The following is a 17,362-nucleotide window of genomic DNA, read 5'->3' as shown; positions in this document are numbered from 1 at the left end:
GTTTACCTGAGGATACAGAAGGGCAAAATGTTCTGCGAGAACCGCTTCGGGCTTATCGTCAGGTTTTGCATGAAAACGCCCCAATGATATCGACCCAGCGGCCGAAGGATGCCCATTCCCTTCGCTGTTAAGCAACGACTCGGAATGTCAGATGTCTGCATACCTCAGTGGCAACTTCTGTTTACCGCACTGACCTTGGCCAGTTTTCGCAGTTATCTGACTTGCAGACAACGTGTTTGGTTTTATGCAGGAGACGGAACCGCTCAATTCACCTGCTGGGTCTGACTGTCCACATTAGTTGCGTCACTCCAATAGGACCCCTCTTTCCTGTCTATGTGGAGTTTCAGTACGTCCAACGCTTTTGAAACATCGCCATTCTCGACGCACTGAAGCAACTCAATGTGCTCGCGATAGGACTTAGCCATATGATCCTGGTGGTGTCCCAACCGGCTGCGCAATGCCGCCATTTTTAGAGCTATCGTCTGGTACGCGTCATTCAGAAACCGATTATCCGCACAATCAAATAGGCACTGATGGAAAAGAGTATCCTGATACAGGTACTCTGCATCGTTCACCGCCTCTCGCGCCGCCTTCATCCGATCGATGCATTCGGCAAGTGCGGCTTGAAGTTCTTGCGGGTTTGCTTGCATGGCCGAAGTTAAAGCGGTTGTCTCAAGGCAGACACGCGCGTCGCAGAGCTTTGCCAATTCTTCGGGCTCCAAGTTGAACACGAAGGACCCACGTTGCGGTTCGACGACGAGCAGCCCTTCCATTTCAAGTCGATTGATTGCCTCACGAACAGGGGTGCGGCTGACCTCAAGATTCTTCGCGATTCGAGCCTCAGAAAGTTGTTCACCCAGTTCGAACTCGCCTTTGATAATCCGCTCGCGCAGGTTTTCGGTCACCAATTCCGTCAATGATTTCGGTCTGTTGAATGGGCTCATGTCGCTCTCCTCAGTTCGACAGTAGCAGTGATGTATCTGGCATACAATGTGTTAGTGTTGACATATTAGCATACTGTATGCCAGTTTTGATTCTCATAAAGAGACGGCATCGGGAGGGGCGTCTTTGCAAAGGTTGGAGACATGGATTGTTGCACTGAACCGGGCGCTGGTCGCCGTGGCCCTGGCTACGGTTTTCGCAATCGTCTTTGCCAACGTGGTTGGGCGCTACGGTTTCGGCGCATCTTTTGCCTGGGTTGAAGAGGTCGCCCGCCACCTGATGATCCTTGGTGCGTTTTGTGGTGCTGGTCTTGCTTTGCGCGAGGGCCGGCTGGTCGCAATCACCACAATTCCGGACTTGCTGCCGGATGCGTTGGCCCGCCTTTTGCGCTGGGGCATCGTCATTGTGATGTTTGGGTTCATGGCAACGATGCTGCGGCTGGGCATCCAGTTCGTCGAATTCGGTTGGAACAAGGAAACTATGTCCACCGGTATCTCGCGCGGCATTCCGTATCTGGCCATCCCGATTGGTTGCGCGCTGTTTCTGATCCAACTGGCCTTCTTCGCCAAACGCTTCGTCAATCAGGATTTTGAACATGGCCCCAACCCCGACGGCGACGAGGCGGAGGTCTGAGCCGTGGCAAAAACCCTGATCATCTTGTTCTTCGCGACGCTGTTTCTGGGTGTTCCCGTAGCCTTCACGATGGGGATCGCCGGCCTGTCGGCGATTTTTATCGACGGTTCGTTGAACCCACTGGTCGCAACCCAACGCATGTTCGCCGGGATCGACAGCTTCCCGCTGATGGCGGTACCGTTCTTCATTCTCGCGTCTGAGCTGATGACGGCCTGCGGGCTAACAAACGCTTTGTTGCGCTTTGCCAACGCTCTGGTTGGGCACGTACGTGGTGGGCTGGGGCATGTGAACATCCTTGTGTCGATGCTGTTCGCGGGGATCAGCGGTTCTGCCCTCGCGGATGCCGCAGGGCCTTCTGCCATCGTCATGAGGATGATGCGTGAAGCTGGATATGAGAAGAACTATGCCGGTGCCTTGTCCGCCGCGACAGCCACCATCGGTCCGATCATCCCACCGTCCATTCTGGCTGTTATTTTTGCGATCTCTACAAATGGAGTGACGGTCGCGGGACTGTTTTTGGCTGGAATTGTGCCTGGGGTTCTGCTGGGCGTTGCGCTGGCCATCGCGAACCATATCGTGTCCACCCGCAACGGCTACCGCGGGCGCGAACATCGCGCCACCATGGTTGAATTGCGCAGCGCAACTCTGGCGGCCATTCCAGCCCTGATCATGCCAGCAATCATTCTGGGCGGCATCCTGTTCGGTGTGTTCACCCCGACCGAGGCGGGCGCGGTGGCCTCTGCCTACGCTCTGTTTCTTGGCTTCATCCTGCGCGCTTTCACGGTCCGCGCTCTGTACGCCGCGTTTGTGCGGGCCGCGGTGGTGACGTCGTCGGTCTTCCTGATCGTGGCGATGGCGTCGATCTTTGCCTGGCTGCTGACCTATCTGCAAATCCCGCAGGAACTGGCCAAACTGATCACCCAGATCACCGACAACCGTCTGGGCATTCTGTTCATTCTTGCGGCATTCGCACTGATCTGCGGCTTCTTCATCGACACGCTGCCCGCTTTAATCATCCTGACGCCGATCCTCGGCCCTATCGCTTATTCTGCGGGGATCGACCCGCTGCAATTCGGGATGATGCTAGTGCTGAACCTCACCATCGGAATGATCACCCCTCCGGTTGGTCCAGTACTGTTCGTGATCGCCACCGTCGGACAACTGAAAATCGAACGCCTGTCAAAAGCGGTTTTGCCGCTGCTGCTGGCTGAGCTCGTGGTGCTGCTTCTGGTCATTCTCGTGCCGGGTGTCAGCACCTTCATCCCCAACTTCTTTGGATTTGCGAACTGACATGAAAGGGAGGAACCTCATGAAAACCATGTCGAAACTGATGACGGCAACAGCCGTTGTTGCAATGACCGCCGCCAGTGCGGCTTCGGCTAAAGAGCTGAAATACGCGCATTTTCAGGCCGCTGACCTGAGCTCGCCCAAACACGCCGCGGCGCTGGCGTTTGAAGCCTGCGTCGAGGGCAAGACCTCAGGCTCGATCGACGTTCAGATCTTCCCGGCCTCGCAGCTGGGCGGAGGGTCCGAGATCATGGAAGGTCTGCAGCTGGGCACCGTTCAGATGGCAGCGATCCACGACGGCCCGATCTCAGCGGTCTACAAACCCTTCTCAGTTCTGGCGATGCCCTACCTGTTCGACGATCAGGCGATGGCCTGGGCAGTGATGGACGGCGAATTCGGTGACGCGCTGGCCGACGATATGCTGGCAAAGACCGGCATCCGCAGCTTTGGTGTGGCCGATAATGGCGTGCGCAACTTCACTAATAACGTCAAACCCGTGGCCGAGCCTGCCGATATGGAAGGCTTGAAAATGCGCGTAATGACCGCGCCGGTCTGGGTGACTCTGGTCGAAAGCCTGGGCGCATCGGCAACTCCAGTGCCATGGCCGGAACTGCCGGGCGCTCTGCAGCAAGGAGTTGTGGACGGGCAGGAAAACGGCGTGACGAACATCGTCAACGCCTCGCTCTATCAGCATCAGAAATACGTGTCTCTGGATGGACATGTGTTTAGCTGGCACGCCTATCTGATGTCGGACATGTTTTTCGAAAGCCTGACCGATGACGAGAAGAAGGCTGTCGAGCAGTGCGTCGAGATTTCGAAAACGATCCACCGCGGCATGACCGCCGCGCAGGACGCAAACGCAACTGCGATCCTGTCCGAAAAAGGCATGGAAGTTGTTCCCGTCAGCCCCGAGCAAAAGGCCATGTTCCGCGCCGCCGCTCAGCCTGCTGTGCGTGAGTACATCGTCAGCGAAATCGGTGAGGACTGGCCAAACCGCCTCGACGCAGCCGTCGAAGCTTACAAGGCACAGTAATCCATGCCGAGGGATCGTCACATGACCAACCAGACCATCGCAATCCTTGAACCAGGCTATGCCGCCTATGACACCGAGGCTTCGGTGCTGGCTAAGCAAGATGTTCAGATTGCACCGGTCACGCCGGAAACAGCGGCGGTCCCAGCTTTGCAGGCGTTGGACCCGGTTGCCATCCTCGTTCGCGAACGCGCCGTGGACGCAGCCGTAATCGATGCCTGCCCAAATCTCAAAGTCGTCGTCCGCTATGGTGTGGGCGTCGATAACATCGACTTGGACTACGCGAAGTCGCGTGGCATTTACGTCGCGAACGTCCCCGATTATGGGGCCGAAACTGAGGTCAGCGAACATGCGCTGGCGCTTTACCTGGGGGTTCAGCGGCGTATCCCATCGCGTGATGCTGAAGTGCGACAGGGCCAATGGGGTATAGGCCAAGCAGCCCTGATCCCCAGCCGCGAAAACGCCACCCTTGGCCTGATCGGGTGTGGCAAGATCGGTTTACAGGCAGCCCAGAAATTTCGAGCGCTGGGGTTTGCGTCCGTGTTGGTCTTTGACCCGTATATGAGCGACGAGGCCGCAGCCGCTGCCGCTGTGCAAAAGGTCGGTTTGACCGAGCTTTGCATGGCAGCCGACGTGATCAGCCTGCACGCACCGCTTACCCCTGAAACGCGGCATATCCTGGATGCCGAACACATAGCGCTGATGAAGCCAAGTTCGATCGTGATCAATGTATCGCGCGGGGGCCTGATCGATGAGGAGGCGCTGGCCGACGCTCTAAACCACGGGCGCATATTTGGCGCAGGCATCGACGTGTTCGAACACGAGCCGGTCGCCCCGGATAATCCACTGCTGCACAGCGCCAACACCATCGTGTCCGACCATGCCGCCTGGTATTCGGAACGTTCAGTCGCGGTTCTGCAACGAAATGCAGCCGAAGAAATCACCCGCGTTCTCAACGGGGATCAGCCCAAAAGCTGGAAAAACCCGTGGTGAGACGCCCCGCCTTCTAACTATCTTACCCAAGAGGATAATACTCATGAACACTCAAGAACTCGTTGCCGGGTTTCGCAAAGTGGCCACCGCATCCGTCGCAGACGCGGTTGACAAGATCGCAGGTAAAACCGGCTTTCTGCCTGCCTCGATCAAGCCGCGCATCAACGAAAAGAAAATCGTTGGCCCTGCCGTGACCATACTGGAAGGTCCGACTGATGAATTTATGCCACCCCAGCACGCGCTGGACGCCATTGATGAGTCCGAGGCTGGTTCGGTCATTGTGATCTCGACCAACGGCACCACTGACGTTGCCCTGTGGGGTGGTCTGATGACTGCGGGCGCTGTCGCCAACAAGCACGAAGGCGCGGTTCTGGATGGCGGTGTCCGCGATCTGGTCGAAATCAAACGTGACTATGACTTCCCGGTCTATTCCCGCTGCGTCAGCCCGGGCACCACGCTAGGCCGCATCCGGACGCTGGCCTCGAATGTCGAAGTGGCGATGGGCGAAGTCATCGTGCACCCCGGCGATATCATCGTAGCCGATATTGACGGTGCGGTGGCCGTGCCGCGCGACCATGCCGAGGCAATCCTGGAAATGGCGCGCGAGATCGACGAGCGCGAAGCCGAACAGGCCCGCCTGATTATCGAAAGTGGCTCGCTGCGCGAAGGTCTGGCGAAATACGGTCGTATCTAAACCAAACGTTCCGCAGGCCGCGGCAACGGCCTGCGGAACACCAAAACTCAGCAAGGGAGGAATACATGCTGAAACGAATGCTCAACACGGTGGCCCTTACCGTCGTTCTGGCCACCCCGGCGCTTGCGATCGAGCCCGAGGTAGTAGCGGAATGGAACAGTCTGCCCTATGCCGTCAAGGACGAGGCGACAAAATCCGCATGGGAAGGCAGCGAAATCTTCGGTAAAGCGCTGGTTCAGGGCGCCAAGGTCGACAGCCAGGGCAACATCTATGTGTCCACCGCGCGCTGGGGCGGGGCCGAGATCCCCTCGACCGTCTCGAAACTGGCCAAGAACGGCGACACGTGGGAACTGGAGGCGTTTCCGTCTGAGGAAATGAACAGCATGTCGAACCCTGATGGCCTTAAGGCCGTTCTGGGTTTTGAGATCGACCGCAACGATGTTATGTGGATCCTGGATCAGGGCCACGTGGCCGGCCCTCCGTTTGAAGACGGTGACGCCAAGCTGGTGCTTTGGGATCTGAAAGAGAACAAGGAAATCCAGCGCTATGTCTTCACAGCGGAAGAAGCGGATCGTCAGTGTTCTTTCCTGAACGATCTGGCCGTCGATAACGACACCGGCTTTGCCTATATCGCGGACAGCGGCATTTTCTGCGACCCGCTGCATGGCGGCCTGATCGTCTATGACAGCAACACCAACTCGGTGCGCCGCATTCTGGATCAGCACCGGTTCACCAATGATGAACCTAATTTCTTCTTCAACATCGACGACCGCCCGGTACTGAAGAATGGCGGCATGCGCACCGGTGCCGATGGCATCGCGTTGTCGGGCGACAAGGAAACGCTTTACTGGACCAATTTGACCGGCAATCACCTGTATAGTTTGCCGACCGAAATCCTGCGTGATTTCGAGACCAATGAGACGGTCATCGAAAACGCGGTTGAGGTTGCCGCAGTGCTGCCCTCGAACACCGATGGGATGACGGCGGACAACGCAGGCAACATCTACATGTCCGCGCTGTCACTGGACGGGATCATGAAGTTCGATGAATCCACGCGTGAGGTCAGCCGTTTCGTCCACCACCCGGAAATGAACTGGCCCGACACGCTGGCCTGGGGACCGGATGGTGAGACGTATGTGGTGTCGAACCACCTGCACATCTGGGTCGATGGCGACATGAATTTTGAAGACCCCGAAATCCCGAACTTCCGAATCTGGAAGATCCCGGGTGTCGGCCAAAGCTATACGACCGAATAATCCTCCCATACAACTTGGTCAGCCCTAACGGGCTGACCCTTTTACGTGAAATGAGACAGCAATGACCCCCGATATTCTGTGCCTTGGCGAACCGATGCTGGAATTCAACCAGCAGCCTGATGGGAACTACCTGCCCGGACATGGCGGCGACACCTCGAACTGCGCCATCGCAGCCGCGCGACAGGGGGCATCCGTCGGCTATGTGACGCATATCGGCGCGGATACGTTCGGCAATTCCTTCATGGACCTTTGGAAGGCTGAGGGGATCGACACCTCGACCGTACGTCAGGTCGCGGACGCTCATACCGGGGTTTATTTCGTGACGCATGGTGCGACCGGGCACGAGTTCAGCTATTTTCGTGCAGGCTCTGCCAGCAGCCGGATGGGACCAGAAGATCTGCCGGTAGCCGCGTTGCAATCGGCCAAAATCCTGCATGTTTCGGGCATCAGTCAGGCAATATCGGATATTGCGGCTGATGCTGTATTCCGCGCAATACAGATCGTGAAGGATGCCGGGGGCCTCGTGTCCTACGACACCAATCTGCGCCTGAAGCTCTGGCCGATCGCGCGCGCGCGCGCCGTAACACATGCCGCCATGTCACAGTGCGATATTGCCCTTCCCGGTCTGGATGATGCAGAGCAACTGACAGGCCTTTCCGATCCAGATGCCATCGCAGACTTCTACTTGAACCTCGGGGCAAAAATTGTCGCTTTGACGCTGGGGGCCGAAGGGACACTGGTTGCGACACCTGAAAAGCGTGAGCGTGTCAAAGGCCGCCGGGTCGAAGCGGTGGATGCCACGGCCGCGGGCGACACATTTGACGGTGCCTTCCTGTCTCGTATTGTTTTGGGCGATGACCCGTTTCAGGCCGCACGTTATGCCAACGCCGCCGCCGCCCTTTCGACCCAAGGGTACGGTGCAGTTGCCCCAATGCCTCGCAAAGACGCGGTCGAGGTGTTTCTTGCGGAAGGAGACTGACCCATGAAGCACGCTGTTGTTATTGGCGGCACCCGCGGCATTGGCGCTGGTATCGCAGGGGAACTTCGCCGCAAGGGATGGCGCATCACAGCAACCGGCGTCGGGGCTGACGAGGTTTCGGCCTATGCTACGCAGCACCCTGACGGTGTCTGCGCACAATTGGATGTGCGGGATACTTCGGCCGTTACCGCATTTTTCGGTGGGATTGAGCACCTCGACGGGCTGGTCAATTGCGCAGGTATTCTGGCGCGCGGCGCGGAATATGAGATCGATGTTTTTGAGACAGTAATCGACATCAACCTGACCGGCACAATGCGCTGCTGTCTGGCCGCGCAACCTCTGTTGGCCGCGTCAGGCGGAGCCATCGTGAACACCGCATCGATGCTAAGCTATTTTGGTGGGCCACTTGTTCCGGCCTATTCTGCCAGCAAAGGCGGGGTCGCCCAGTTGACCAAGGCTTTGGCCGGGAAATGGGCTGAGGATGGCGTGCGCGTCAATGCGGTTGCACCGGGATGGATCGAAACCGAAATGACCGAAGCCTTGCGCGCCGATCCAGCGCGTAACCAACCGATCCTTGGCCGCACACCGCTGGATCGTTGGGGCAAGCCAGCGGAGGTTGGTGCGCTGGCCGCATGGTTACTGTCAGACGAGGCAACATTTGTAACCGGAGCCGTTTACCCGGTCGATGGCGGTTATTCCGCGATGTGACAAAGGAGCAGAAAATGCGATTACAAGAAAACGACGACGATCCGAGAATGCCGTATCAACTGCCGTTTCCCAAAGAGGCGCAGGAAGAGATCGTGATCCCCGACGCGATTGCATTGGATGAGCGTATCTGGGTTCCCCAAACCGAGAACGTGTCGTTCCGGCCTTTGTGCCTGAACAGGTCGCAAGGCTATTGGATGAACCTTCTGCGCGTCCGGAAATCAGGTGTCCTGTCCCGGCATCGGCACCCTCAACCCGTGCATGGGTTTGTTCTGAAGGGGCGCTGGCACTATCTGGAACATGACTGGGTCGCACAAGAAGGCGGCTATGTGTATGAGCCGCCGGGTGAAACTCATACGCTAGTCGTGCCCGATGATGTGGAGGAGATGATCACATACTTTCAGGTGAACGGAGTAATGCTCTATGTCGACCCATGGGGCAAAACCATGGGTTACGAGGACGTCTTCACAAAAATCGACATGTGCCGTAAGCACTATGAGGAAGTCGGCTTGGGTGCGGATTATGTCGAGCAGTTCATCAGATAGTCGGCTGCAACTAGCATTGGTTGCGCATGACGCCAAGAAAGACCTGATGGTCGAATGGGCCAGAAGGCATTCCGAAACATTGCGTCAAGCCAACCTTTTTGCCACAGGTACCACTGGCGGGCGTATAAACGCAGCCCTGCCCGAGCTTCAACTGACCGCCCTCAAAAGCGGTCCGTTGGGGGGCGATCAGCAGCTTGGTGCGATGATTTGTGAGGGTAAGCTCAATGGCCTATTCTTCTTCATAGATCCACTGTCACCGATGCCCCATGATGTGGATGTCAAAGCTCTCAGCCGCCTGGCGATTGTTTACGACCTACCTTTCGCAAGCAGCCCAAGCACAGCGGATTTCGTTTTGAACGGAATTTTTCAGTAGAGAATTCAGTAAGGAGTGACTGGCAGTTTTATGACTGCTTCCAGCCCATTCTTTAAAAAAACAACGTTTTCCGGCGCAAAGGTTTACGGCGCAGCCCACACCGCCGCACAGGTTTTGGGGTCAGTGGGATTTGGACAACCCAAACGACCCTGACCGTCTGGGGCAAGGTGCTGCCTTCCGCCTCGGGCTACCCTATTAAACAACACCGTGTCCTCGGCTGCGCCTGCGCGCCGCACTCCTATTGTCTAATAACATGGCCTGGCGCCCGTATGCGTTCGTCACGTGGCAGATCAGCAAGCATAAACGCCTTCGGCGTCTGATCTGCAAATCAGCCCTGATTTTCCCAAAAGGGAGGTCAGTATCATTGAAATCGCTCTAGGTGCTGGATGAAGGAAGTGAGGCGAAAATGGAAAGGTTCTGTCACTGGTGGCAGAACTATGTGTCGCCCTACACAGATACCAATGGCGGACCGAGGAGGATTCGAACCCCCGACCCCTTGATTCGTAGTCAAGTACTCTATCCAGCTGAGCTATCGGTCCGCGTTGGTGAGGCGGTGTTTAGACCTGCCGCCCAGGACGTGCAAGTCGATTCTTCAAAAATATTTCAAAAAGTCATGTCGCCGCGCGGAAGGCTTATTTCAAACACGGTTCCTTCGGGTCCGGTCTGTTTCAAAGTCAGATCTCCGCCATGCCCACGCACCAGTTCCTGAGAAATTGCCAGCCCCAAACCTGAACCACCCTTTCGGACACCGCCCTGAAAAGGCGTGAAAAGGTTTTCCCGCGCTTTCGGCGGAAGGCCCGGGCCTGTGTCACGGATTTCAACACACCAAGTGTCGCCATATTCGCAGCCGGCAATTGTAACGCGCCCAGGCTTGCCCGCCGCAACCAGGGCCTGACGCGCGTTGCGCACGAGGTTCATGATGACCCGAAAAAGCTGCTCGGGGTCTGCGCGGACGATCAGATCTTCGGGAACTTCATTCACAATTTCGACGCAGGCATCGGCGACGGCAAGTTGTTCACTGGCTGCTACATCCGCGGCCAGCGACCGCACTGGAACCATCGTCAGCGTCGGGGCCGGTTCTTCCGCGCGCCCAAAGGCCAGCGTGCTTTCACACAAAGATACGGCACGGGTGATGGAATTCACCAATTTAGGGGCCATCCGACGAACCAGTGGATCATCGCTGGATTCGATCCTGTCCGTGAACAGCTGTGCCGATGTCAAAATATTGCGCAAATCGTGACTGACTTTGGCGACGGCACCACCCAGCTGCGCCAACCTCTCGCGCTGTCGCAGCGCCTGTGTGAGGTCAGTCTGCAGCATTTGCAGCGCCTCTTCAGCTTCGCGCAGCTCTGTCACTTTCGAGTTCGGCGAGATGATCCCCCGCGCGTCTTCGGGCGCGCTGGCATAGCGCTGCATATACCCCACTACGCTTTTGATTGGCCGTACAAGCACAACCCGAACAGCCAAGAAAAGCAGCGAAGCGGTGATAATCGAAATGACAAAAGACAAGCCAAGAATACGCAGGCCATAGTCCACCATCGCCATTCGCAATGGCGTGCTGTCTGTGGTGACTTCAATCAGCAAGCCCGCACCTTTGACCGGCTCGCCGATAACTCGAATGATTTCATTTTCGGGCGTGACAATCCGGCTCATGGCGTCCCGGATCAGAACCCAGGGCCCCGCTTCGCGCAGATCGTATGTCTTGGCAATTGAATCCGGAATCGGTGAAGACAACATAAGCTGCCGAACTTCGTCCCGACGCAAAACCACGTTATAAACACCCGCATTCGCCAGCAGTTCTGCCTCGAGGTCATCAGCCAGCATATCGTCTGCCAGCAACGCCAGCGAAGCAATCTGGGCGCGCTCCAGACGGTTCAGCAGGAAATCCTCGCGGAACCGGGCAATAGACGGGACAAAAATCAGGATTTCGGCCAACATGACGAAGACCGTCGTCAGGATCAGAAATCGGCCCGACAGCGAATTCAAAATGCGCCCCTCCTCAGGTCAGGGAATCCAGCGCTGGACGAACCCGACCACTCGTTTAACTGTCTGATTCTCAAACAGCCTTGGCGTGAAATAAGCACCCGCCACGCGTTTGTTAAGCTCTCCGACCGTCGGATAGGGCGAAACCATTGCAGCAATCTGCCCCATCTTCAGGTTATTGGCCAATGCAAGCGACCACAAGTTGATCAACTCGCCTGCCTGATGACCCACGATTGTGGCCCCAACAGGACGGCCTTTGACAACCATGACCTTGATGAAGCCGTTTGTCCTACGCTCGGAAATGGCCCGGTCGTTGTGATGATAGTCAAAGCGGGCAATTTCGAGCCTGTCGCCATGCTGGTCGTGCGCTTGAGCTTCGGTCAGACCAACTTGCGCCAGTTCAGGATCTGTGTAGGTCGCCCAGGGGATATGCGCGGTCTTGGCTTTGGACGGCAGACCAAACAACGCCGAGCGAATTATGATACCCGCATGGTAGCCCGCCACATGAGTGAACTGCATCCCACCTGCAACATCACCAATGGCATAGATCCGGCGATTTGTCGTCCTGAGGGCTTCATCTGTCTTAATGCCGGTCCGGGTGCGGTCAATACCCGCCGCTTGCAGATTCAACTGGTCAATGTTTGCCTTGCGCCCGGCCGCGATCAAAAGATGAGATCCCTTGAGAATCTCACCGTTTTCGGTCACCACTTCTACCGCGCCTTCGCTGCCTCGGATCTGTGCCACCATGGCGCTTTCGCGGATATCGATACCTTCGCTACGTAGCGCTTCCAGCACCACCGCCGCGGCTTCGGGGTCGTCTTTGCCCAGCGCCCTTTGACCCTCTATGACCGTGACCTTACTGCCGAGGCGTCGATGGGCCTGCGCCATTTCCATACCGATCGGGCCACCGCCAATGATCAGCAAATGATCCGGCCGCTCGCGCAGGTCGAAAATAGTTTCATTCGTAAAGTAAGGAACCGCATCCAGCCCGGGAATCGGCGGCACCAGGGGCGAGGACCCAGTTGCAATCACGATCCGGCGCGCAGTGATGATGTGATCTCCTGCCTGCACTTGGTTGGGAGAGATAAAGGTGCCGTATTCTCGGATCACCTTGACGCCAAATCCTTCAAAGCGCTCTTGGCTGTCCATCGGTTCGATCTGGGCGATGACGTTATGCACATGGTCCTTGGCCGCCCCATAGTCGATCTGAGGAGTCACATCCGCTACCCCAAACGCCGCGGAATGCGCCTGACCATAAGCGGCCTTCCCGCTTGCGATCAACGCCTTGGACGGGACGCAGCCGAAATTCAGGCAATCGCCGCCCATCTTGTGGCCTTCCAGCAAAACGACATCTGCACCCATCTGGCTGGCCCCAGCTGCAACTGACAGGCCGCCGGACCCGGCCCCAATGACCAGGAGGTCTGTTTTCAGTTCGGTCATGGCTCAGCTGTCCTTATTTGCGCGCAAGGCTTTGATGACGATGGGCAAAGCGGCCAGAACGCACAAGCCGATAATCGGTCCGATCACGAACGGCTCCCACAACAGAGACACATCCGGTGTTCCGCCGCGATCGAATACACCACCAAGCCCGACACCAATCCACGTGTAGACAATCGCCCCGGGGATAATGCCAAGGGCAGTGGTGATCAGGAAGTTGCGAAACTTCACGCCGACCAGAGCAGGCACCAGATTTGCAACAAAGAACGGAACAACCGGGACCAGCCGCAACAGGAACAGGACCGAGATCTCATTCTCGCGCAGACCATCCTTCAGTTTCTTGACCGTCCCTTCCGACGATTCCAAACGGGCGGTCAGCGACTCACCCAATCCCCAGCGTGCCGCCAGGAAAATAGCCGAAGCTCCGATGGTTGCAGCCACAACATTGAGAACCGTGCCCGCAAACAATCCAAACAAGAACCCGCCTGTCATCGACGCGACCGCCGCCCCCGGCAGCGAGAACGCCACAATGACGATATAAATGGCCACAAACGCTGCGGCCATGACCCAATAATGACCATCCCGCCAAGCCAAAAGCGCCTCGCGGTTGTCCCGCAAGGTTTCAAAGCTCAGGTAATCCCCCAGCGTGAAAAAGCCCGCAACGGCAACACCAAGGATCACCAGCAACGGAATATGGCGCGCAAACCCGCTGCGCGGTGCCTGGCTTGTTTCAGACATCAGGTTTTCCGGTTCGTTCTGTTTCATTCTGTGCCCAAGATGCGCTTCCAATCGGTCAAGCAACAGAGGGATCACGGGGCCTTGATCTTTGTGGCGCTGAATGTGAGAGATTTCATCGATAATTGGGTGTTTTGAAACCTTTTCAGCTCTGCGGGTACAGAATTGTTGCAAAAGGCGCGAAAACCCCACTGTTGGGGTTTGACTTACCACCCGCTTAGCAGTAGAGGACGGGCTTCGAACACTAGGGCCAGGCGAATCCGCGCCGCACCCCACCGCTATAGATTGGAGACGGAGCGATGAAACGCACCTATCAGCCTTCGAACCTGGTTCGCAAACGCCGCCACGGTTTCCGCGCGCGCATGGCCACCAAGGCCGGCCGCAAGATCCTGAACGCACGCCGCGCACGCGGCCGCAAGTCGCTGAGCGCGTAAACCGCTCACCGATCAGGTTATGAACATGACGCCGCCGGAGGCCCCTGAGGATGGTATGCACCAGCCCGGGAATACGCCCCCGGCGGCGTCCGTTTGTTCACCTGAACCTCTTGTCGTTCTTAAAAATCGGTCCGACTTTCTGAAAGCCGCACGCGCGCGCAGGCAAGGAACGTCGTCGATGATGGTCCAGGCGCGCAGACGCACTCCAGAAGAGGCATCCGGGATTCGCGTAGGTTTTACCTGCTCGAAGAAGGTCGGCAACGCCGTGGCCCGCAACCGCGCCAAACGTCGCTTACGCGAAGCCGCGCGGGCCATACTGCCCGAATCTGGTCGCGATGGGTGGGATTACGTTCTGATCGGCCGGGCCGAAGTCACGGCCAACCGCCCCTACGACGCACTGTTGAGTGACCTGCGCAATGCGTTGCGCAAGGTTCACGCACAGGGCAAATGACATTTCTGGCCCATATCCTCGCGCTGCCCGTTCGGGCCTATCGGCTGATTTTCAGCCCGTGGGTTGGCTTTAACTGTCGATATCAGCCAACGTGTTCAGCTTATGCGCTGGAGGCATTGGAAAAGCACGGTGCGATAAAGGGCGCATGGTTGGCCGCGCGTCGGATCGGGCGCTGTCATCCGTGGGGTGGCGACGGCTACGATCCGGTCCCTGAGTCCGATACCTCGACCGATAAGGGCTAGACCCGGCATCCTGTCACCATCTTGCCCGGTTGGGCCAACTGCTGTAGGGGCAGCGCATGTTTGATGATGCAGACGATATCCACCCGCTGTTTGCTGGCGCGCCCTCGACCACCGAGTTCAAGAAGCTGCGCAAGCGTATCGTACGGCAAACCCGCGAAGCGATCGAGCAATACGGGATGGTAGACCCGTCTGCCCACGACAAGGACGGCAAACCGCCACGCTGGCTGGTCTGTCTGTCAGGCGGCAAGGACAGTTATACGCTGCTGGCCGTTCTCTACGAATTGAAATGGCGTGGCCTGCTGCCTGTGGATCTGCTGGCCTGCAATCTGGATCAAGGTCAGCCCGGATTTCCCGCGACAGTCCTGCCCGAATTTCTCGAACGCATGGATGTACCGCACCGAATCGAGTACCAGGACACCTATTCCGTTGTGATGGACAAGGTTCCGCAGGGCCGAACCTACTGCGCCCTGTGTTCACGCCTGCGCCGTGGCAACCTGTATCGCATCGCGCGTGAAGAGGGGTGCTCGGCGGTTGTTCTGGGCCATCACCGCGACGACATTCTTGAGACATTTTTCATGAATCTCTTCCACGGCGGTCGTCTGGCCACCATGCCGCCGAAGCTGGTGAATGAAGAGGGCGATCTTTTTGTCTTCCGACCGCTGGCCCATGTTGCCGAAGCCGATTGCGAGAAATTTGCCAATGCAATGCAATACCCGATCATACCCTGCGATCTTTGCGGCAGTCAGGACGGGTTGCAACGCCAGCAGGTGAAACAGATTCTCGATCAATGGGAAAAGAACAGCCCGGGTCGGCGTCAAGTTATGTTCCGCGCCTTAACAAATGCACGTCCTTCGCATCTGCTGGACGCGAAACTGTTTGATTTCCTTAACCTTTCAATAAATTCTGACAAAAAAACCGAAAACTTGGACGGAATTCCGCAGCTGCGTTAACGACTGACTCAGACTGGTTTCCTAGGCTCAACGGCGTGTCATTCATGCCCAAGGCCAAAAGCACGATGCGGAACCATTCTTCTATCGACCGTTTTATACGTTCTTTGAACTCCGTTTTTAACAGTCCATCAGCGCTGGCGTTTATTCCCGCGCTCAGTTTGGGTGCGTTCTGGATCGGGGGCGAACGTGCTTTGGTTTCAATTGCATTGGGCCTCCCCTTGGCAATCACAGGCCTTGGTGCGTTTTCGTCCAAACAAACCCGTCCGCGCTTGGGGCGGTCGGTTGGCCTATTGTCAAACGACGACTTCGCATCCGCATTAAACGAAGTGTTTGCTGAAACCTGTCGCAAAGGCGAAGACTCTGCTTGTTTTGCCGTGGTTCTGGATGATTACACTCAGTTGCTTGATCTTCATGGTCAGGCAGCCGCAAACCACGTTGCACAGCAGTTTTGCGCGCGTGTCATGTCCATGATCCGCACGAACGACTGCGCGACACGCGTTGGCGGGAATAAGATGATGGTGGTCTTGCGGCCCTCTGACCAACTGGATCTAGAGGCCTGCATTCAAATGTCGGGCGTATGCAATCGGCGGTGGAAGAGCCGATCATGTTAAATGGAACCGGCGTCTACATGTCGTGCTCGATCGGTTCCTGCCTAAGCGGCAGCTTTCCGGACGGGTCGGCTATGGACTGGCGCGATGCTGCGAATAACGCCCTGCTTGAAGCGCAACAGAATGGCCCATCCACGATTCGCGCCTTTTCATCCGAGACCCGCCGCCGGGCTCAGGTTCGCTCCAATCTGCGCAAGGAGTTTGAAACTGCCCTGGACAGCGGTGAGATTCGTCCTTGGTTTCAACCTCAGATTTCCACCGACACCGGGCGCGTCACTGGCTTTGAGGCGCTGGCCAGATGGGAACACCCAAAAAAGGGGGTTCTGGGCCCCAACGTCTTTCTGCCGTTTGCAGAACATGCCGATCTTATGGGTCGGCTGGGACAGACGATGCGGCACTGCGCGTTTTCTGCCATGCGCGACTGGGATAGGGCAGAGCTTTATGTGCCGCGTATCGGCATCAACTTTTCCTCGGACGAGCTGCGCGATCCGGGCCTGATCGACCGCCTGAAATGGGAGTTGGATCATTTCGACCTGACACCCGACAGGTTGGCAGTCGAAGTGTTGGAGACCGTTTTTTCCCGTCGACCCGATGACGTCATAACCCGCAACGTCACCGGGTTGGCTACAATGGGCTGTTGCATTGATTTGGACGATTTTGGAACCGGCCATGCCTCGATCGCATCCATAAAACGATTCAACGTGTCGCGCATAAAGATCGATCGGTCTTTTGTCGCAAAAGCCGATCAAGACCCCAGCCAGCAGCAACTGGCAAGCGCCATTCTGACCATGGCTGAACGTTTGAATCTGGAAACACTGGCCGAAGGCGTCGAAACGCCAGGCGAGCATGCATTGATGGCCCAGTTGGGATGTGACCATGTTCAGGGTTTTGGTATCAGCAAGCCGATGCCAGTCGAAAAAACCAGGGACTGGATCATGTCCTATCGCAGCAAATTGAACCGAGTACCCAAAATTGGGCGGGAAACAGGTTAAAGAACCCCAAATCAAGCCAAAGAAGACCGGTACGTGACGAATTGAAGGGCGATTCCGCTTGACCTTTGGGCCCGCACTCTGTTGAACCCTGCG

The 17,362-nt window shown here is 57.0% G+C and carries 20 protein-coding genes and 1 tRNA gene; 16 read left to right on the top strand and 5 right to left on the bottom strand.

The annotated features are described in order from the left end of the window. Window positions 1-263: 263 nt before the first annotated feature. On the bottom strand, window positions 264-944 hold the full coding sequence (locus tag GOV91_RS13665; RefSeq protein WP_171235916.1) for a GntR family transcriptional regulator: 681 nt from the start codon (window positions 942-944) through the stop codon (window positions 264-266). A gap of 124 nt (window positions 945-1,068) precedes the next feature. Here GOV91_RS13665 and GOV91_RS13660 point away from each other — a divergent pair, with 124 nt between their 5' ends. From GOV91_RS13660 to GOV91_RS13615, 10 genes are all read left to right on the top strand, one after another. Then, on the top strand, window positions 1,069-1,575 hold the full coding sequence (locus GOV91_RS13660; protein ID WP_171235915.1) for a TRAP transporter small permease: 507 nt from the start codon (window positions 1,069-1,071) through the stop codon (window positions 1,573-1,575). 3 nt (window positions 1,576-1,578) lie between these two features. After that, a complete protein-coding gene (locus GOV91_RS13655) occupies window positions 1,579-2,865 on the top strand; it encodes a TRAP transporter large permease (RefSeq protein ID WP_171235914.1) in 1,287 nt (428 codons plus the stop codon). A 19-nt stretch (window positions 2,866-2,884) separates the two neighbouring features. Then, window positions 2,885-3,895, top strand: a complete 1,011-nt coding sequence (locus GOV91_RS13650; protein ID WP_209509718.1) for a DctP family TRAP transporter solute-binding subunit — start codon at window positions 2,885-2,887, stop codon at window positions 3,893-3,895. 21 nt (window positions 3,896-3,916) lie between these two features. Then, window positions 3,917-4,885: a C-terminal binding protein gene (locus tag GOV91_RS13645; protein ID WP_171235913.1), complete on the top strand. Its 969-nt coding sequence runs from the start codon at window positions 3,917-3,919 to the stop codon at window positions 4,883-4,885. A 43-nt stretch (window positions 4,886-4,928) separates the two neighbouring features. Further along, on the top strand, window positions 4,929-5,579 hold the full coding sequence (locus GOV91_RS13640) for an RraA family protein (protein WP_171235912.1): 651 nt from the start codon (window positions 4,929-4,931) through the stop codon (window positions 5,577-5,579). A gap of 65 nt (window positions 5,580-5,644) precedes the next feature. Next, window positions 5,645-6,835 (top strand): L-dopachrome tautomerase-related protein, encoded by a 1,191-nt coding sequence (locus GOV91_RS13635; protein ID WP_171235911.1) that lies wholly within the window; start codon window positions 5,645-5,647, stop codon window positions 6,833-6,835. Window positions 6,836-6,896: 61 nt separating this feature from the next. Beyond that, window positions 6,897-7,814 carry a sugar kinase gene (locus GOV91_RS13630; RefSeq protein ID WP_171235910.1) on the top strand — a complete coding sequence of 306 codons (918 nt, stop codon included), beginning with the start codon at window positions 6,897-6,899 and terminating at the stop codon, window positions 7,812-7,814. A 3-nt stretch (window positions 7,815-7,817) separates the two neighbouring features. Beyond that, complete coding sequence (locus GOV91_RS13625) at window positions 7,818-8,522, top strand: SDR family NAD(P)-dependent oxidoreductase (protein ID WP_171235909.1); 705 nt, start codon at window positions 7,818-7,820, stop codon at window positions 8,520-8,522. 14 nt (window positions 8,523-8,536) lie between these two features. Beyond that, window positions 8,537-9,064: a 2,4'-dihydroxyacetophenone dioxygenase family protein gene (locus GOV91_RS13620; protein ID WP_171235908.1), complete on the top strand. Its 528-nt coding sequence runs from the start codon at window positions 8,537-8,539 to the stop codon at window positions 9,062-9,064. Continuing rightward, complete coding sequence (locus tag GOV91_RS13615; protein WP_171235907.1) at window positions 9,042-9,437, top strand: methylglyoxal synthase; 396 nt, start codon at window positions 9,042-9,044, stop codon at window positions 9,435-9,437. Before GOV91_RS13620 ends, GOV91_RS13615 begins: the two co-directional genes overlap by 23 nt. 462 nt (window positions 9,438-9,899) lie before the next feature. Here the strand turns inward: GOV91_RS13615 and GOV91_RS13610 are convergent. The 4 genes from GOV91_RS13610 to GOV91_RS13595 form a co-directional block, all read right to left on the bottom strand. Further along, window positions 9,900-9,976 (bottom strand) — tRNA-Arg (locus GOV91_RS13610). 64 nt (window positions 9,977-10,040) lie between these two features. Further along, the gene (locus GOV91_RS13605) at window positions 10,041-11,426 is read right to left on the bottom strand and encodes a HAMP domain-containing sensor histidine kinase (RefSeq protein WP_171236008.1); all 1,386 of its coding nucleotides are present in this window, start codon (window positions 11,424-11,426) and stop codon (window positions 10,041-10,043) included. A 15-nt stretch (window positions 11,427-11,441) separates the two neighbouring features. Beyond that, entirely contained in the window at window positions 11,442-12,860 is a 1,419-nt protein-coding gene (locus GOV91_RS13600) for an NAD(P)/FAD-dependent oxidoreductase (protein WP_171235906.1), read from the bottom strand. Window positions 12,861-12,863: 3 nt separating this feature from the next. Beyond that, window positions 12,864-13,622 (bottom strand): TVP38/TMEM64 family protein, encoded by a 759-nt coding sequence (locus GOV91_RS13595; protein WP_371732322.1) that lies wholly within the window; start codon window positions 13,620-13,622, stop codon window positions 12,864-12,866. A gap of 269 nt (window positions 13,623-13,891) precedes the next feature. Between GOV91_RS13595 and rpmH the strand changes: the two genes are divergently transcribed. The 6 genes from rpmH to GOV91_RS22925 are packed head-to-tail and all read left to right on the top strand — an operon-like array spanning window position 13,892 to window position 17,269. Then, window positions 13,892-14,026 (top strand): 50S ribosomal protein L34, encoded by a 135-nt coding sequence (rpmH, locus tag GOV91_RS13590; RefSeq protein ID WP_005980833.1) that lies wholly within the window; start codon window positions 13,892-13,894, stop codon window positions 14,024-14,026. Between the two features lie 25 nt (window positions 14,027-14,051). Continuing rightward, window positions 14,052-14,477, top strand: coding sequence for a ribonuclease P protein component (rnpA, locus tag GOV91_RS13585; RefSeq protein ID WP_171235905.1), 426 nt, complete (start codon window positions 14,052-14,054; stop codon window positions 14,475-14,477). After that, window positions 14,474-14,719, top strand: a complete 246-nt coding sequence (gene yidD, locus GOV91_RS13580; protein WP_171235904.1) for a membrane protein insertion efficiency factor YidD — start codon at window positions 14,474-14,476, stop codon at window positions 14,717-14,719. Before rnpA ends, yidD begins: the two co-directional genes overlap by 4 nt. 56 nt (window positions 14,720-14,775) lie before the next feature. Beyond that, window positions 14,776-15,669: a tRNA 2-thiocytidine(32) synthetase TtcA gene (gene ttcA, locus GOV91_RS13575; RefSeq protein WP_171235903.1), complete on the top strand. Its 894-nt coding sequence runs from the start codon at window positions 14,776-14,778 to the stop codon at window positions 15,667-15,669. A gap of 44 nt (window positions 15,670-15,713) precedes the next feature. Further along, a complete protein-coding gene (locus GOV91_RS22930) occupies window positions 15,714-16,280 on the top strand; it encodes a diguanylate cyclase domain-containing protein (protein WP_371732321.1) in 567 nt (188 codons plus the stop codon). Next, a complete protein-coding gene (locus GOV91_RS22925) occupies window positions 16,274-17,269 on the top strand; it encodes an EAL domain-containing protein (protein ID WP_371732320.1) in 996 nt (331 codons plus the stop codon). The genes GOV91_RS22930 and GOV91_RS22925 overlap by 7 nt, the downstream gene beginning before the upstream one ends. Window positions 17,270-17,362 lie beyond the last annotated feature (93 nt).

Source organism: Ruegeria sp. HKCCA6837, from assembly GCF_013034475.1.
GTDB lineage: Bacteria > Pseudomonadota > Alphaproteobacteria > Rhodobacterales > Rhodobacteraceae > Ruegeria.
This window is presented reverse-complemented; position numbering and strand designations above follow the sequence as displayed.

Coding starts and splice junctions, on each gene's coding strand:
- GOV91_RS13595 (WP_371732322.1), bottom strand. CDS start 13,622: ATGAAACAGAACGAACCGGAAAACCTGATGTCTGAAACAAGCCAGGCA.
- GOV91_RS13625 (WP_171235909.1), top strand. CDS start 7,818: ATGAAGCACGCTGTTGTTATTGGCGGCACCCGCGGCATTGGCGCTGGT.
- GOV91_RS13640 (WP_171235912.1), top strand. CDS start 4,929: ATGAACACTCAAGAACTCGTTGCCGGGTTTCGCAAAGTGGCCACCGCA.
- GOV91_RS13635 (WP_171235911.1), top strand. CDS start 5,645: ATGCTGAAACGAATGCTCAACACGGTGGCCCTTACCGTCGTTCTGGCC.
- GOV91_RS13650 (WP_209509718.1), top strand. CDS start 2,885: ATGAAAACCATGTCGAAACTGATGACGGCAACAGCCGTTGTTGCAATG.
- GOV91_RS22925 (WP_371732320.1), top strand. CDS start 16,274: ATGTTAAATGGAACCGGCGTCTACATGTCGTGCTCGATCGGTTCCTGC.
- yidD (WP_171235904.1), top strand. CDS start 14,474: ATGACATTTCTGGCCCATATCCTCGCGCTGCCCGTTCGGGCCTATCGG.
- rnpA (WP_171235905.1), top strand. CDS start 14,052: ATGACGCCGCCGGAGGCCCCTGAGGATGGTATGCACCAGCCCGGGAAT.
- GOV91_RS13615 (WP_171235907.1), top strand. CDS start 9,042: ATGTCGAGCAGTTCATCAGATAGTCGGCTGCAACTAGCATTGGTTGCG.
- GOV91_RS13645 (WP_171235913.1), top strand. CDS start 3,917: ATGACCAACCAGACCATCGCAATCCTTGAACCAGGCTATGCCGCCTAT.
- GOV91_RS13665 (WP_171235916.1), bottom strand. CDS start 944: ATGAGCCCATTCAACAGACCGAAATCATTGACGGAATTGGTGACCGAA.
- rpmH (WP_005980833.1), top strand. CDS start 13,892: ATGAAACGCACCTATCAGCCTTCGAACCTGGTTCGCAAACGCCGCCAC.
- GOV91_RS13630 (WP_171235910.1), top strand. CDS start 6,897: ATGACCCCCGATATTCTGTGCCTTGGCGAACCGATGCTGGAATTCAAC.
- ttcA (WP_171235903.1), top strand. CDS start 14,776: ATGTTTGATGATGCAGACGATATCCACCCGCTGTTTGCTGGCGCGCCC.
- GOV91_RS13620 (WP_171235908.1), top strand. CDS start 8,537: ATGCGATTACAAGAAAACGACGACGATCCGAGAATGCCGTATCAACTG.
- GOV91_RS22930 (WP_371732321.1), top strand. CDS start 15,714: ATGCCCAAGGCCAAAAGCACGATGCGGAACCATTCTTCTATCGACCGT.
- GOV91_RS13600 (WP_171235906.1), bottom strand. CDS start 12,860: ATGACCGAACTGAAAACAGACCTCCTGGTCATTGGGGCCGGGTCCGGC.